Source organism: Mesorhizobium sp. M0816 (genome assembly GCF_040320005.1).
GTDB lineage: Bacteria > Pseudomonadota > Alphaproteobacteria > Rhizobiales > Rhizobiaceae > Mesorhizobium.
Genome location: NZ_JAMYOT010000064.1, coordinates 1 through 15,628 on the forward strand (window position 1 = coordinate 1; position 15,628 = coordinate 15,628).

Here is a 15,628-nt window from a genome sequence, read left to right on the forward strand (position 1 = left end):
CATCTCGCCCGATGAGTGGGACCCGACGCTGGCGGGGGTTGGGACAAACCGGTATGCCTATGCCGGAAATGATCCGGTGAACCAGAGTGATGCGAATGGGCACTCCTATGGATCACAAGATCCCGGCGGCACGCCTGACAACATTAATGGAAGGGAAAGCACGAAGGAAAACGAACGCCAGAAAGCTGAAAAAGAAATAAGAGATAAGCTCAACGCTGATCCCGATGCCAAAATTGGACTACTCAATGTCTATCCAACTAACAGTAAGAAAGGCTTCAATTTTGTAGCAACTTATGGTTCAAAGTTTGGCACCAAACATGTCACTGGACAATTTAACACGACGACCACTTTTGACGTTAATGTAATTGCGCCTGGTAAATACAATTTAACTGCTAGACCGCATATTACTGTAAAGACTGGATTTTCTGGAATAAAGCAGATGATTGGCTCCTTGATAAGTGGCAATTCTAGCATGGACGTGAATAAGCATCAGGGGCAATACCAAATTAATAACACTGGTGTTCCTGGCACGACGTTGGAAGCTGATGGATCGTTAGTATCTGGGCGGACCATTCATCCAGGGAGGAGTCCCACAACTGGTGAAGGAGGGATATCACTGGGTTGTTTGGTGGCGAACACTAAAGACTATAACTCGCTTATGAATGGGATCGGCCCGAACAAGGTCAGTAGTGCGAGTTTACAGGTAAATGATTTTCCAATTGGTCCGTGAGGAGTTGACATCATGCGTTTCAAAAGAGCATTGCAAATTGTTGGATTTTTCGCAATTTGGTTTTTCGGAGGATCGGCCCAGATTCAGGCCAACGGTACTGTGCCATCAATTCCTGAGATACTGAACTGTTCCAATGGAATCTTTGGCGGCAATTGGCCGTTCAGTTGGCGAGCAGTTGAGGAGAAATGTATCTCACGAGTAACCTCGCAAACTGCGAAGGAGTTCATAGACTGGAATGCGAAAGGTGAAGAATTTACTGAGGATACTGGTGCACTTTACCTTTTCATATGGGCGAGATTGATTGATAAGAATCTTGCGACTCCATTGCAATTTGACGAGAGAACGAAAAATTTTATTCCAATAACTCGATCGCTTACGGACTCTTATGTTGGCATTTACGGCGGTATTGAAAAGTTGCAGGAAGAATTGAAAATGTCTTTGGCCCAAGAAGGGGGTGGGTATGCGAATTCGCTCTATGCGATAAGGCTTTTAGGTTTAGTCCCAATTGGGCACGCGCGGCCCACCATTTTGTTCCTGAAGAGTCTGGTTGATCTTGACACCAACACCTTTAAGGTCACGGGACAATACGGGGAAGAGATCGTAGAAATGCAAGCGTTGTTGGATTATCGGGCCAGTACACAAGGTCGTTAGTTGCCATTCACAGATCGTAGTTATGATGCTGGTCATTACTTAGTGGCCGCTATTGTATGACAGGAATTGGAGAGAATTTCGCAATTTCGGTCACTTTTGTCGCGTTCGCACAACCGTCGTTCCGAGGATAGACTACATGGCGACGCGGTCGCCAAAGTTCATTTGTGCAGGATTTTCCACGCGCCGGACATGTTTTGCAAGCGCTTCGTGCGTCGTTGCCACCGATGAAGATCACCTACGGAATCCTAGAAGATCGGCGCATCACCAATCGTCAATCAACGATCGGCACCTGAGATCGCGGCCACAAAGCTGTGGCTAATCTGCCATCCGCGCTCTCGCCGATATCCACTTCACACCACTAACTGTAATCTTGGTCTGAAAACCTCGGCCGAGAATCAGTCGGGGTGGCGGGCGACTGGTCTTGGCAGCATTCAACGGGCAATTCCTGGATTTTTTCGACTGGTGGCTCGATGAGCTGCGAGCTGTCTGGGCGCGGGTAGTGCCCAAGCAGAAGCTGTCTTCCACAAGCAACTGGATCGTCAGCGTCGCGGATGACGGCATCCGCGTGCGCGAGACAAATGCGCCCGAGTTTCAATCGATTCCTTTGCCGCCAAATGCTTCGGCAGATAAGATTTCCGAGCTGTTACAGACCGCGGTTCAGCGCAAACGGCCGACGTTCGAAATCCAGATCCAACCGGGGTTGTTTCTGACACGGCAACTGGCGAAGAGACGACTGCCACTTCGGCAAGCGAGAAGTATGGCCGAGCTCGACCTGCTGGCCTCGACACCGATCGACCCGGCGCAGGTGCATATTGTCTTTGCGGAACACTCTGATCAGCACTGTTCCTACCACGTCGTGAAGACCAAGACGCTAGCGGCCGTTCTGGAAGCTGTTCGCCTTGCCGGCGGAACCGTCGGCTCACTGTCTGTGGCCGATGCAGACCAGACGCGACAGGCCGACCAGGTAAGCCTGGCTGCCGTTTGGCCAGCGACAAAACGCGACCGTCGCGCGAGGATCGCCTGGACGGCGGCGTGTTCAGTAATGCTTGGCACAGCACTTTTCACCTTTGGCCATGCGCAATGGCGTTATTGGCAGGCCGGCTCGGAGCTGGACGCGCAAATCGCCGACGCGCAAATCCTGGCCAAGGCAGCGCGATCGTCGCTGCAGAAACGACAGGCAAGCATCGAACAGGTCGAAAAAATCCGAAACGAGAAAAAGACATCTGCCTCGCTGGTTCGCGTCTGGGCAGAACTGACCCACCTGCTTCCCGACACGGCTTGGCTGACCGACCTGTCGTCGAAAGGCGGCGAGTTGACCATCACCGGGTTTTCAACCTCCGCTGCGGAACTGATCGAGCCGCTGGATGCATCGCCGCGGTTTTCAGCGCCCGAATTCGCGGCGCCCGTTGTCAAGATTCCCGGCCAGGATGGCGAGCGCTTCACCATCACGGCAAAAATCGGGGCGCTTTGATAATGCTCTCCACCATCCTCAACGCACGCCCCACGGTACGCCGCCTGATCGCGCTCGCTATCGCAACTGCCGTGGCCTGCGTCACAGGCTGGGTAGTTTTCATGGCATTTGAGAGCGTCGCTGTGGCAAAAGCCGGGATTGAGGAAAAGCGTGAAATGCTGGGCCAATTGCAGGCCGTGGCAGCACTGGCAAAACGTCTCAACAGTGCGGCGGCATCCGATCCAGCCGTTGGTGCGACTGCCGAGTTTTTGACAGGGGAAAGCGAAGCGGTCATTCGCGGTGGGCTTCAGACCCGGCTGAATGCGATTGCGGCTTCGAATGGCGTCACCGTGCTGTCGGTCGGCAATGCGCCGGCTCTCACCGAAGCAGGCGTGGACTTTATTGGGTTGAGGGCAAATTTTTCAGGGCCTCTGGAAGGCGTGCACAATGCCATCCTCGCGATCGAAACCTCGCTTCCGGTCCTGTTCATTCGCGAGGCCACCTTGCGGACGACGAATGTCGGACCGGCGGCCGGCCGAACGGCGGACTCGGAGCTTTTTGCCGAGATTCTGTTCTATGGGCCATTGCAGTCAAAGGTGGCGTCGTCGTCTGGCGGGGCAAAACCATGACTGGAAAATTTGTAGCACTAGCCCTGGCGGCGATGATTGCAGGCCTCGTTGCGGTCAATTTGGTGCTCTACGAGACGCCCGTCGACACCGCACCGACCCTATCCGCTAAGGCGCGCGATGGAGGGGTGGCACCGGGCTCGCCGGGATCACTCCAGATTCCGGAGGCAGGTGATTTCACCGAAACTTTTGAGCGGCCTCTTTTCAGCCCAACGCGCAGAAAATTCGTACCCGAACCGGTCGCGTCGCAGCCAGTCGAAGTCGCCTCCGTGGCCGTCGAGCAGCCGGCCGCGCAGAACGTTGCGCCGGCAGTTGCGCCGTCACTGCTAGGGATCAGCATCCACGGCGGGTCGGCCAAGGCGTTGCTGCAGATCGCGGGAGCCGAAAGCGCTTCTTGGTACGGCAATGGCGAGACTGTCGATGGCTGGACCGTTTCGACGGTCAACAAAGATCAAGCCGTACTGGAGCGGGACGGCAAGATCACCCGCATCTCGCTCTATCCCGCAGCGCAGGATGACCAGTCGACCGGGAGTGCTGGCCAGTGACCGAGGAGCGCTCTGAAGGCGAAAATGGAAGCGCGGGGTTTTCGCTCGTTGCTGTGCTGGTCTTCATGCTGATCGTATCAGCTATCATCGTTCCCTTTGCCGTGACGGCAAAAACAAAGTTGATGATCGCCAACAATGAGGTCGAGCAGGAGCGTCTGTCGCTGCTTGCCGAAGGCCTGGCCAATGTGGTTTCGAGTGAATTGGCCAATGGCTCGGGGACAGAAAAGCTGCGGCTGGACGCCACGCCGATTGCCTGCCGGTCGGGGGAATTCACCTTCGATGTGCGGATACAGGACCATAGCGGGCTGATCGATCTCAATGCCGCGGATGCCCATCTGCTGTCGCTGGGCTTTGCATCGCTTGGTTTCGATCGGCAGACGTCCGAAGAATTGGCCGAGGCGGCTATCCAGTTTCGGGGCAGCACGAATGCTTTCGCCGCGCAGGCCGAACCCGCATCCTCCGTGGGGCCGCCTCAAAACAAGCAGGCGCCATTCGAATCGGTGTCCGAATTGCAGGAGTTTTCGGCACTAGCTTCGACGCCATTGCATGATCTCCATGATGTCTTCACGGTCTTTTCGAAGCGCGGCACGCTTAGCCTCGACCTTGCTCCGAGCCGCCTCCGAACTGTCCTCGCAGATGCGTCCGGGAGCGGCGCTTCAACGACGGAAGGGGCAAGCGAGGGCTCAACCTATTCCGTCGAAGTCACAGCGAGGCGAGATGGATCGGGAATTGCAGGCCAAGTCGGATTTATCATCGAGAAATACCCCGCCAGTGCGGCAGGCTTTCGACGTCTTTCACGAAGTCCCGCGGCGGACATAACAAAGCTTGCGGCCACGACATTCTCTGAAAACTGCGACGCGCTTTTCGGGCCTGAGGTAGCGCAGATCCTGAGGGGATGGGCGTCATGAATGCGGCCGCGCGGAGCTCCGGCGTCGAGGCGTTTCTTGCTTTTCTCGAAAGCGAGAAAGTGCTGAGCGCGCACGCGGCTCAGCGCGCCCTGGGAGCATCGAAGACTTCGGGGCATCCGTTCGACACGGTGATGACCGAACTCGGGCTGATTGGCGAACAAGAACTTGCCGCCAATCTCAGCCGTTTCATGAACCTGCCGTCACCTGTCGATATTCCGGAGCAGTTCAATCCAGAGCTGTTCTCAGGCGTTCCACTGATCTACCTGCGTGACAATGCCATTCTTCCCCTGGACATGGACGCCGAGCGGCTAGTTGTCGCCGTCGCCGATCCGTTCTCGTCGGCTATGATCGATGCGCTGGCCTTTCACTATGAGCGGACACCGGCGCTGAGAGTATTGCCAAGGCGCACGATTATCGAATGCATCGACCGGATCGAGCAGTCCGCCAGGGGAGCTGTGTCATCTGATGCAGACAGTGCCACCTCGTCGGATTTCGGTCCCGACGACCTGGAACGACTGAAGGACTTTGCCCGCGAGGCGCCGATCGTCCGCTTTGTCGCCGACACCATCCACAAGGCGGTCGATGCGAGAGCAACCGATATCCATATCGAACCGCTCGAGGATCATGTCCGGATCCGCTTCAGGCATGACGGCATGCTGTCCACCGTCGATACGGCACCGGCCGCGATGCTGTCCGGCATTTCGACGCGCATAAAAATCCTGTCGCGGCTCAACATCGCCGAGCGGCGGCTGCCGCAGGACGGACGGATGCGCATTGCGGTGCGTGGCCGGGATATCGACCTTCGCGTCTCGGTGATTCCGTCCATTCACGGCGAAGCCATCGTGCTCAGGATTCTCGACCGCGCCGGCGTCGAGTTGCGGCTGGGAAAACTCGGCTTCGACGATGCCGCACAGGCCAAGATCAGAAGCATGTCGCAAGCCGCCAACGGCATCGTGCTGATCACCGGGCCGACCGGCAGCGGCAAGACGACGACACTCTATTCGATCCTTTCCGAGCGCTCGCGGCCAGATGTGAAAATTTTCACGGTCGAGGATCCGGTCGAGTACCGGATGGCGGGCATCACGCAGTTGCAGGTCAATCCGGCGATCGACCTCGATTTTGCCTCAGCGCTCCGTTCGATCCTGCGGCAGGATCCCGACATCATCCTGCTTGGCGAAATTCGCGACCGCGAGACGGCGCAAGTCGCGGTCCAGGCGGCTTTGACCGGCCACTTGGTATTTTCAACACTGCACACCAACAGTGCGGCCGGAGCACTGACGCGCCTTCGCGACATGGGCATCGACGGCTATCTGCTCGGGGCGACGATCCGAGGCGTCATTGCGCAAAGGCTGTTGCGGCGCGTCTGCCCGACTTGCCGTGAGACGGATCAAACCGGCTCGACCTGCCGAAGCTGCAATGGTTCCGGCTACAGCGGGCGCACCGTCACTTACGAAATGCTGCAGGTGTCGCCGCGTATCGCCGAGCTTATCAACCAGGGTGCCGGCGAAATGGAGATCGGCAGGGTTGCAGCGGAAGACGATCTCGTCCCGATGGTGCTCCATGCAAAGGCGCTCGCGCAGTCGCAGGTGACGACAATGGAAGAAGTCCGGCGCGTCATCGACCTCAACGGAGGCGGTTGATGCCGGCCTTTGCGTATCGCGCCTATCTTGTCGATGGCAGCAGGGAAACCGGCGTCCTCGACGCGTCGACCAAGCAGGATGCTGCCCGCAAATTGGCGCAACAGGGGCGCCGGTCCTATCATCTCGCTCCCGTGGACGGCACAAAGCAACTCGTTCGACTGCCTGGACGCGGTGCGCTAACGTTTATGCGACGGGTCGATCTCAGCCGCCTATTTTCCGAGCTTTCGGTGCTGTTGAACGCCGGTTTCACCGTCGACCGCGCCCTGAGCGCGGTGATTTCAGGCGAAGGTAATCATACGCGGCGCCAGCAGTTGCAGTCCGTGCTCGACCTCACGACCGGCGGCCGCCCGATTGCCGAAGCCTTTGCCAGCCTGCCGGGGATCACATCCGACGTGGCGGCCCTGCTCGCCAGCGGCGAACGCAGCGGCAAGATGGCGTTCATCTGCCAAAGGCTGGCCGATACATTCGAAGCAAAGGCAAAGCGTCGTGCAGCCATTGTGGAAGCGCTGACCTATCCCGCCTTTCTGCTGGTCGTCATGAGCGGGGCGCTCGTCATTCTGGCGACGGTGCTCGTGCCCGCGCTGGAGCCGATTTTCGAAGGCTCGTCGGCGGCAAAACCCTTCACCATGAAGCTGCTTTCCGTGCTCGGCACGGTCTTCACCGACTATCCCTTCGTGTTCCCGCTCGCGGCAACCATCGCTCTGCTCTTGTATCTCTTTCTTTCGAGGTCGGCGGGAGCGAAGGCGTTGTTCTCGCGCTGGCTGCTGAGACTTCCGTTGGTCGGCCCGCTGGTCAAGGACACGGTGATCGCCCGCTATCTTGAGACTTTGTCCCTGCTGCTCGGCAATGGGGTGGCAATGACCGAAGCGCTTGGCCTGTCGGCGAATGTCTCCCGGCAGAGTTCACTACGGGCAAGTTTTACCGCGATCGAAGATGACGTGGCCAATGGCGCCCGCCTTCACAGTGCGATCGTCAAGGCTGGCATCTTCGACAACGCGACGATGTCGCTGATCTCGCTCGGCGAAGACGCCAACGCGCTTCCCGTTGTGCTGGATCGTGCCGGAAAGATGCTCCAGGCCACGCTGACCCGGCGGATCGACACCATGCTGAAACTGCTGACGCCGGCTTTGACGATTTCGCTTGGTTTTCTGGTGGGGAGCCTGGTCATTTCGGTGATGACGACGATCCTCAGCATCAACGATCTGGCCCTGAAATGACGGACGCACCTCCCTCCTGTCAACGAGAAAACGCGACGGCCGGTTTCACTCTGGTCGAGATGTTAGTCGTCCTGGCAATCATGGCTGTCGTCGCGGCCATTGCAGCTCCGGGCATCGCCAGAAATTATCGAACCAGGAACCTGGAAAGCTTGACGAGCGAGATCACCACGCGACTGCGCCTGTCACGCACGTCTGCAATCGCCACGGCCAGGCCGAAACAGATAGTCATCGATCCTCGTGCCGGCGCGATCCGCTTCGATGATCGAGACACGCTCGTCCTGCCCGAAGACGTGGAAGTGACTGTGACGACAGGGCTGGAAACTGTCGCCGCGGAACGGCAGGCGACCTTGACATTCCTGCCGGACGGCAGCGCTTCCGGGCTGGACATCGATCTGCAACGCAAAAGCCAGACGGTACGCATCGAGGTGAACTGGCTGACCGGGCTTGCGACGCGGCGGACACTGCCATGATCTCGCAGGCAGTCCCAGATTCCGATGCAGACGGTTTTTCGATCCTGGAGATGATCGTCGCGATGACGATCCTGGCGCTTGTGCTTGGCATAGCAAGCCAGTCGATCGTGATGGCGAGCCGCAGCATCGCGGTTGCCAAGGCACAGGTCGAAGCCGCTCGCGCGGTTCGCGAGATGCTGGCCGATCACCAAGCTGGTCGCGGATCGAATTCAACCGCCTCCGATGCCGCGCAGCCCGGCTGGAGCCTGAAAACCCGCACGATTGAGATATCGAAGGCGAAACTAACAGCGATTATCATTGAGAGAACCGGCGCCGCTGGTGCCGGGCGTGGCGAGCCGTTTCTGACGTTTGTTCCCGTCCAGGATACGAACTCTCAATGAGCCGCTCATCGGGTAGTTGCGGACAGTGGCTCCCAGGGTTTCCCGTCCTCAAGCCCAGCTTCGAATGGTGCCGCCTGGGTGGAACTCGCGCGTCATCGGCGTCGGTCGAGGGTTTTGCGCTGATCGACGTGCTCGTTGGGCTTGCCCTGGTCGGCGTGATTTCCTCGCTGATGATTGTCTTTCTCGGACAAGCCCGCACGATGATGCGCATCGAGAAGGCAACCGAGATGCAGATGGAGGTCGATGCTGCCTCGCGGTTTCTCGAAACCGCAATCAGCCGTGCAGAGCCGCTGCCGTTGTCAAAATCGTCGCCGGAGCATGTGATCTATCTCAGCGGTGAACCGGGCCGAATCGAATTCAACGGCGTTCAGGCGATCGGCTTCAGATCCTCGGCACTGCGGGAGATCACCGTTTCCCTTGGAAGCGAAGCTGAAGACATCCTGACCATCGACCAAAAACCACGGCGCGGTAGCGACAGCAGCAGATCAACAGAAAACCAATCAGTTCGACTGATTGCTGGTGTGACCGCCATAAAATTCGAGTATCTCGACGGCTCGCCAGGAGCATCTCTGTGGTCGGACAGCTGGAGCGCCCAGCGGCGCCTGCCGGCCGCTGTGCGGTTCACAATCTCGGTCGATCGGGACGGCGCAGCCTACTCATCCGCAGGCTTTGCGCGCCTCGAGTTGGCAGATCGCCAAGCACAGCCCAGGAACTGACGATCTCCCATCCTAACGCTTGATCAGTTGGTAATGTCCTGATCTTCGCCGCTGCCGTCCGGCTTGCTGTCGCGGCCGAAGGTGCGGATCATCACACCGCTCGCATCGGCCTTCACCTCGTAGGCATAAGGTTTCCCCCAGGGATCGTTCAGCCCGGTGGTCCCCTTGAGGTACGGCCCGTTCCAGCGCTCTTCACCGGCAGGCGCCGTCACCAGCGCAGAGAGGCCTTCCTCCGAAGTCGGATATTTGGCGTTATCAACATAGTAGAGTTCGAGGGCGCTTTCGATGTTGCGGATTTGCGCTTTGGCCGCGTTGGTCCTGGCCGAGCCGAGATAGCGCAGGACCTGCGGGGCAGCGAGCGTGGCGATCAAGGCGATGATGGCAAGTACCACCAGAAGCTCGACCAGCGTAAAGCCGCTTTCATGATTTTCGCTTTCACGGCGGTGTTTTCTGCTTGGTCGAATGAAACGGAGAGAAGTCATTGGAGTGATCCCATGTTCCAACCTGCAAATTGTTCCAGCGCCCAGGTGCAGCCGAGGCCCGCAGCGATGAACGGACCGAAGGGGACGCGCACCCGCGCGGCCGCTGGACCCACCGCGACCACCTGACCACAGATGAACAGCAGCGCGCTTGCGCTTGCTATGAACAGCAAGATCGGCAGCAGCAGCGGGTTGATCCAGCATGCGGCGGCGGCAAGCATTTTGACGTCGCCGAGCCCAAGACCGATCCGGCCGGTAATTGCGAAATGACCATGCCGGATGAGCCAGACAGCGGACAAGGTTCCAACAGCGAACAGGACTTGGCTCGGGACTTGATCTGGTTGTGTCGCAGCTTGGAAGCCAAGGCCCGTGCCGGCCAACGCCAGATTGAATTCATCGGGAATAATCAGCCGTCGAAAATCCGCGACTGAAATGGCGAAAAGGATTGCCGCCAGCGCGATCGTCGCAATCAGCACGAGAGACAAGTGGGCGCTCATCAGTATTTCAGTCGTTTGAGATTCTGTTGCAGAGGGGTTCCGCCGCGGCGCTGCTGGATCGGCGTCTGCAGGCTGATCTTGCCGCGGAATTCATCCGTGACCTGGCGCGCCTCGCTAATGTCGCGGATAACGCGCGGTCGAATGAAGATGATCAGCTCGGTCCGCCCGACGCTGTCGCTCTTGTGCTTGAAGGCGTTGCCGATGATCGGGATGTCGCCGAGGATCGGCACCTGGCCGCGATCGACATTGTTGCGTTCCTGAATAAGGCCGCCGAGCGCCAGGCTCTCGCCGTCATTGACTAGCACGCGGGTCTGGATCTTGCGCTGCTGGATGGTTGGCGAATCGATGCCGGAGCTGGTCGTCTTGGTAACGTTGCTGACCTCTTGGCTGATATCGAGCATGACACGGCCAGCATTGTTGATGCGCGGCGTGACCGTGAGTATGACACCGGTATCCTTCATCTCGACCGAATTGACGATCGGCGCGTCAGCGGTCGATGTTCCCACAGCCTGCTGCGTGATGATCGGCACCTGGTCGCCAACCTGCAGGATTGCCTTCTGATTGTTGAGCGCCATGATGGTCGGCGCCGATATCACATTGACATCGGTGATGCTGGCGAGTGCGTTCAGCGTGACCTGGATGTTGTCGGTCGCGTAGGTCCAGCCAAAACCGGGAAAGGTCGCGCCGGTGAAACCGCTGGCCACGTCGGACAGCGAGATCTTCATACCATTGTTTTCGAAGAACCAGCGAAGCCCGAATTTCAGCTCGTCGTTCAGCGTCACTTCGGCAATCACCGCCTCCAGCATCACTTGCGTCGGCAAAACGTCGAGCTTCGCTAATATGTGCTGGATGCGATCATAGTCTCGTGCCGTGGTCTGGATCAGCAGCGCATTGTTCTCGACATCGGCAACGACCTTGGCATGGGTGGGCGACTGTCCGTCCGGCGCCAAAGCCAGTGAAGGCGACGGCCCGGTCAATGGCACAGGCGTCACGCCATCGGATTGCAAAGCGATCGGCGTCATGTCGGGCGACACGTTCGCGCCGGCCGTTTCTCCCTCTGTCTCGACCGACGTGCCCAGAACCGAGCTCAACACCGCGGCGAGTTCCTTGGCCGGGCGGTTCTGAATCTCATAGACGAAAAGCTGGTCCTCGTTGGTCTCGGCCAGCTTGTCGAGCTTGCCGATCCACACCGCAGCGCGGCTGAGATAGGCCGGGCGCGAGGTGATCACCAGCACCGAATTCAGCCTGTCGTTGGGAATGAATTGGATGATCTTGGCGCCAGGGCCGTTCTTGGTGCCGAAGATCGAATCGAGCTCAGAGGCAACGGCTTCCGGCTTTGAGGTTTTCAGAGGATGGAGCGCGACCGACATGCCCCGCATCCAGTCGACGTCGAACACCGAAACCGCTTCGCGAATGGCATCGAGATCGCTGTTGTTGCCGGCGACGGTGATCAGGTTGCGGGTGGAATCGACCCTGAGCACCGAGCCTTGCCGGGTGATCGGCTCCAGTATAGTCTTCATTTCTTCGGCTGCGATATATTGCAACTGCAACACCTGCACCTTGATGCCGGGGCCGGAAGGCGAGACCGACGGCACGCTGACCGACGGCGTGCTGGACATGATGTCGGAAAGCGGCACGATCTGGTACGTGCCTGCGCGCTTGGTGATACCGGCATTGTTTACGGCAAGTGCGGATTCCAGGATATCGACCAGCGCATCCTGCGACACAGGTTGTGACGTCTGCAGCGTCACTGTGCCCTGCACGCGCGGATCGACGATGTAGTTGAGGTGGAGCGCGTCGCCAAGCACGGCCTTTGCTGCTTGTGCGATAGGTGCGTTGACCAGATTGAGCTCGAATTGGCCGGAACCATCGGCCGTCACTTGGGCGATTGGCGCGCCAGACGACACAAAATTGCCCGAGCCCTCATACTGCGCACCAGAAAAACGCTGGGCTTCACCTGCCGCAGTTAGGGGATGAGAAGCGTTATAACCCGCCCGCAATGGCGAGCTTTTCGCATGGAGGCTGTCGACAGTCTCGGTGAAAAAATCCTTGCCCGATGGCGAGGTGCAGCCTGCGCATGCGAGCAGCATGCACAACACGACGCAATTACTCAGATTGATCGACATCCGCCCGATTCCCCTAGCTTTTTAGTCTAGGGCTTGTTGGGGACGAGCGCTGGAATTGCTGGCGTTATTCCGAATCTATCCACAGGGTAGGTGACGATGATTTCGACGCCGGCATTGGTAAGGGTTTTAGTCGACGGCGAGAGGTGCGAAAATCTCGTCCGCAGACGGATTGAGCATCAAGGGGGACGGATTGGAATTCGGGCGCGCTATTGAAATAGGGCGCATTGGAGTCCCGCAAGCGGATTCCGCAGCCACCCACACTGGCGATCCAGTCGCTGGTAGATGAGCGCTTTTGCTTCGGAACAATCTGGCCCAAACTTTCCGCCGCTCATCGAGCCACCAGTCGAGAAAACCAGAAATGCGCGTTGAGTGTCGCCACGACCAGCTGTCCGCCGCCTCACACACAACAACACGAATACTCTTGATCGAAGTCGGCCCGGTTCTAAGCTTCTTACGCATGGCCGCTGAAATTGCTTGCGGCAATTGAGACTGTCCATAGGCAAGCACTATGGGGTGACGGCGGTGTCCGAACCAACCGTTGGGCAGTGACACAGTTGTAGCCTTGGACCGAGTCGGTCGATGCAGTTATCGCGCACAGCCGATAATTTTTGGCAAGAATACTTTCATGAACTCATAGATATTTCCTTTCCCAAGGTCCACTTCATTTGTTTCCAAGAAATCAAGAAATTCCTCACAAAGCTTTTTCCGCCCACCAAAAGCTTTATCGAAAATCTCGATAAGAGCGAATTCGCCAAATACGAAGGTGAAGTCGCAGTCCAAATCGGCGCAAATTGCAAGGCGGCCATCCGCTCGCATCATCCCGCATGGCCGCATACCTAGCTCACTAGCATAGACGTATAGCCAATCTCGGCGTTCTGGACTGTATGGCGCCCAAAAAACCGGCTCCGGACTACGCTCGGCCAAAGATTCCACCCAGAGATAACACCCTCCAACGAAATGCTTGCGAAAAAAGGCATCGAACATCTCTTCCGTCCATGTGCCATTGGTTGGCCCTTGAACCCCCAAGCACCCTTCAAGCAACCGAGCTTCGATATTTGCCTTGGGAGCATAAAGCTTCCGATCGGGAACAATATCATCGCCCATCTCCACGAGCTCGATTTTCCGGAGCAACAAGCTGCGCGCGGCCTCTCTTTCTTGGGCGGATAGAGGCCGCAATCCATCTAAGATTTGTTTGAGTTGAAAACGAGCGCTAGTCATTTGATGCATCCGGTTTCAGAAGTCGAGCTACGAAATCTGACCTATGGCGTTTGCGTCGTGGTTTGGCTGCTGGAAGAGTCGGAGCCATTGGTTTCAGTGCCATCATTGGTCTCGTCACTATTTGAGCTTTCCTCGCCTTGCGTCTGGTCCGGCTGAACATCGAATTTCTGGTTCTTTTTCCTGTCATCCGGATGCTGCAATTCTATTCCAGGGTTCTTTGTCGACGTTCGTTCAGGATAGCTAACGACTCTTGTTCCATCCGGAAATGACGTAACGGTGACACCGTCTTTATTTGTCTTTGGATCAGCTCCAGGAAGGGCTTTAACTGCGTCGAGATTTTTGGCGGCTTGGGATTCCTCAACGGCTTTCTGTTTTACTGAACCCTTATTCTGTTTGGCTGGAGTAGTCCCCTGGTTTAACGCTTTTTCGACCTCCGGAAATCCTGCTGGAGGGGCGTTCTCGTCAGGTTCCTCCTCGCTTATCATACCATAGATGCCATAGCCTACGACACCTACCGCTCCTACGACGGCTACAGCCACGGCAATCGCTGCAAGGGCTTCGCACCCCCCAGCCGCACAGGCCACCCCAAGTGCAATTCGACCTCCCCAGACGGCAGCGTTATGCCCATTCGGATCGCTTTTGTTCACCGGATCGTTTTGGGCGTAGGCATATCGGTTAGTACCGACTCCTAGTTTGGTCGGATCCCAATCGTCGGGCGAGATGAAGCGAACGAGCTGAACATTTGAGCGCGCGCTCAGCAGCTGCGGTAGGCGCGAACCATATGCCGACGCATAAGCTCCGGCGGTGCCCGACGTCATCATAGAGATGGCTAACATCACCGCCAATATACGTTGAGCAATCCGGTTGCCGATTGATCTCGTCATGCTAAATTTCCCCGTGTTCATCAATCACTGTGTCGGTGCCTAATTCAGCTTCGGCTCGCGCCAGCCGAGTGCTTCGGCCTTGGCGAAGGCTTCGCGATTGGCCCGATAGAGATCGTTGGCATAGACGATGCGATCGGCCGGAATGTCGGTCTGCTTCGGGTATTTCTGGACGATGTTAGTATCGAGCAGCCGGTAATAGGCCGTGCCCTTCTTCACCAATGTATAGGCATTGGCCGGATAGGCTTCTATCAGAACATCGGCGACAGCGATCGCGTCGTCATAGCGCCCGGTTGCAAGGAGATCATCGAGGATCGGCGTTGCGATGATCGACAGTGCCTCGCGCTGCGAGAGCGTCTTGAGGTAAACGCCATTGGCAATCGCCTCGTTCGTCATCGGCACTTTTTGCTGATACCACGCATCACGCGTAAATCCAGCGCCGCTGGTTGTCTCGAGATTCCAGGTCAAGCCCGTCTCGTCGTCAGTGTATTTAACGAAGACGTGCAGCGGCGCTGTCGACAGCGTCACATTGAGCCCGAGCCGCTTGCCCAGAATGAGGAACAAGGTCGGCATGGAGACGCAATTGCCCTTCCTGGTCGCAAGATAATTGGAAAGCGACTGCGAGCCGGGTTTCTGGCCGTAGGGATCTGAAAGATCATATTCAAACGGCCGGCCATTATTCCACCAGCCACCCTCGTAGAGAAAGGTGCGGAGCGCCTTCATCCTCTCCATGCTGGTGGAAGCCGCTTCAGGAGGCAGACTGCTGAGCATCTTGTTGACAGTGACGACCATTGCGTCGGTCTCGCCGAGAGCGGCCACTTCGTTGATTGACGGATCAACGAACTTGTCGACCGCGAGCTTTGCGCGAGCAAAATCCGCCTGCTCGTCGGGCGAGTTGATCAATGTTCGGGCGAAGGCAGCTGGGTTCGATCTGTCAATGTCTTCAGCTCTGCACAGGCTGGTTGCCGCCAGCACAAAAAGCAGAATTGAAGCCAGCTTGACTGCCATGTGGGTAATCATCGCACTTCCTCGATGTTGCCCATTATGGCGAAGGCTTGTTCTTGGCGTCTGAATCCCCTGGATCTCTGGGAACA

The 15,628-nt window shown here is 57.5% G+C and carries 17 protein-coding genes and 1 pseudogene; 12 read left to right on the forward strand and 6 right to left on the reverse strand.

Annotation, left to right across the window (positions count from 1 at the left end; genetic code table 11):
- The 12 genes and pseudogenes from NKI17_RS35920 to NKI17_RS35975 all read left to right on the forward strand — a co-directional run.
- On the forward strand, positions 1-730 hold a 730-nt coding region (locus tag NKI17_RS35920; protein WP_352907845.1), incomplete at its 5' end, for an RHS repeat-associated core domain-containing protein.
- A 12-nt stretch (positions 731-742) separates the two neighbouring features.
- Complete coding sequence (locus NKI17_RS35925) at positions 743-1,381, forward strand: hypothetical protein (protein ID WP_352907846.1); 639 nt, start codon at positions 743-745, stop codon at positions 1,379-1,381.
- A 421-nt stretch (positions 1,382-1,802) separates the two neighbouring features.
- Positions 1,803-2,852: a PilN domain-containing protein gene (locus NKI17_RS35930; RefSeq protein WP_352907847.1), complete on the forward strand. Its 1,050-nt coding sequence runs from the start codon at positions 1,803-1,805 to the stop codon at positions 2,850-2,852.
- Positions 2,853-2,854: 2 nt separating this feature from the next.
- Positions 2,855-3,460 (forward strand): type II secretion system protein GspM, encoded by a 606-nt coding sequence (gspM, locus tag NKI17_RS35935; RefSeq protein ID WP_352907849.1) that lies wholly within the window; start codon positions 2,855-2,857, stop codon positions 3,458-3,460.
- A 32-nt stretch (positions 3,461-3,492) separates the two neighbouring features.
- A complete protein-coding gene (locus tag NKI17_RS35940) occupies positions 3,493-4,002 on the forward strand; it encodes a hypothetical protein (RefSeq protein WP_352907850.1) in 510 nt (169 codons plus the stop codon).
- Positions 3,999-4,910 carry a hypothetical protein gene (locus NKI17_RS35945; protein ID WP_352907851.1) on the forward strand — a complete coding sequence of 304 codons (912 nt, stop codon included), beginning with the start codon at positions 3,999-4,001 and terminating at the stop codon, positions 4,908-4,910. Before NKI17_RS35940 ends, NKI17_RS35945 begins: the two co-directional genes overlap by 4 nt.
- Entirely contained in the window at positions 4,907-6,550 is a 1,644-nt protein-coding gene (locus tag NKI17_RS35950) for a GspE/PulE family protein (RefSeq protein ID WP_352907852.1), read from the forward strand. The genes NKI17_RS35945 and NKI17_RS35950 overlap by 4 nt, the downstream gene beginning before the upstream one ends.
- Positions 6,550-7,767 carry a type II secretion system F family protein gene (locus NKI17_RS35955; protein WP_352907853.1) on the forward strand — a complete coding sequence of 406 codons (1,218 nt, stop codon included), beginning with the start codon at positions 6,550-6,552 and terminating at the stop codon, positions 7,765-7,767. Before NKI17_RS35950 ends, NKI17_RS35955 begins: the two co-directional genes overlap by 1 nt.
- Positions 7,764-7,868, forward strand: a pseudogene (locus NKI17_RS35960) (prepilin-type N-terminal cleavage/methylation domain-containing protein); the annotation flags it as partial. The gene NKI17_RS35955 and the pseudogene NKI17_RS35960, both read left to right, overlap by 4 nt.
- A gap of 48 nt (positions 7,869-7,916) precedes the next feature.
- A complete protein-coding gene (locus NKI17_RS35965) occupies positions 7,917-8,237 on the forward strand; it encodes a GspH/FimT family pseudopilin (protein WP_352907861.1) in 321 nt (106 codons plus the stop codon).
- Positions 8,234-8,617, forward strand: a complete 384-nt coding sequence (locus tag NKI17_RS35970; RefSeq protein WP_352750623.1) for a PulJ/GspJ family protein — start codon at positions 8,234-8,236, stop codon at positions 8,615-8,617. Before NKI17_RS35965 ends, NKI17_RS35970 begins: the two co-directional genes overlap by 4 nt.
- Complete coding sequence (locus tag NKI17_RS35975; protein WP_352907854.1) at positions 8,614-9,333, forward strand: type II secretion system protein GspJ; 720 nt, start codon at positions 8,614-8,616, stop codon at positions 9,331-9,333. Before NKI17_RS35970 ends, NKI17_RS35975 begins: the two co-directional genes overlap by 4 nt.
- A gap of 23 nt (positions 9,334-9,356) precedes the next feature.
- Here NKI17_RS35975 and gspG read toward each other — a convergent pair whose 3' ends face one another.
- From gspG to NKI17_RS36005, 6 genes are all read right to left on the reverse strand, one after another.
- On the reverse strand, positions 9,357-9,815 hold the full coding sequence (gspG, locus tag NKI17_RS35980; protein ID WP_352907855.1) for a type II secretion system major pseudopilin GspG: 459 nt from the start codon (positions 9,813-9,815) through the stop codon (positions 9,357-9,359).
- Positions 9,812-10,309, reverse strand: a complete 498-nt coding sequence (locus NKI17_RS35985) for a prepilin peptidase (RefSeq protein WP_352907856.1) — start codon at positions 10,307-10,309, stop codon at positions 9,812-9,814. Before NKI17_RS35985 ends, gspG begins: the two co-directional genes overlap by 4 nt.
- Positions 10,309-12,435 (reverse strand): type II secretion system secretin GspD, encoded by a 2,127-nt coding sequence (gene gspD / locus NKI17_RS35990; RefSeq protein ID WP_352907857.1) that lies wholly within the window; start codon positions 12,433-12,435, stop codon positions 10,309-10,311. The genes NKI17_RS35985 and gspD overlap by 1 nt, the downstream gene beginning before the upstream one ends.
- 585 nt (positions 12,436-13,020) lie before the next feature.
- Entirely contained in the window at positions 13,021-13,653 is a 633-nt protein-coding gene (locus NKI17_RS35995) for a hypothetical protein (protein ID WP_352907858.1), read from the reverse strand.
- A 41-nt stretch (positions 13,654-13,694) separates the two neighbouring features.
- Positions 13,695-14,537 (reverse strand): RHS repeat-associated core domain-containing protein, encoded by an 843-nt coding sequence (locus NKI17_RS36000; RefSeq protein ID WP_352907859.1) that lies wholly within the window; start codon positions 14,535-14,537, stop codon positions 13,695-13,697.
- A 39-nt stretch (positions 14,538-14,576) separates the two neighbouring features.
- On the reverse strand, positions 14,577-15,554 hold the full coding sequence (locus NKI17_RS36005) for a transglutaminase family protein (RefSeq protein ID WP_352907860.1): 978 nt from the start codon (positions 15,552-15,554) through the stop codon (positions 14,577-14,579).
- Positions 15,555-15,628 lie beyond the last annotated feature (74 nt).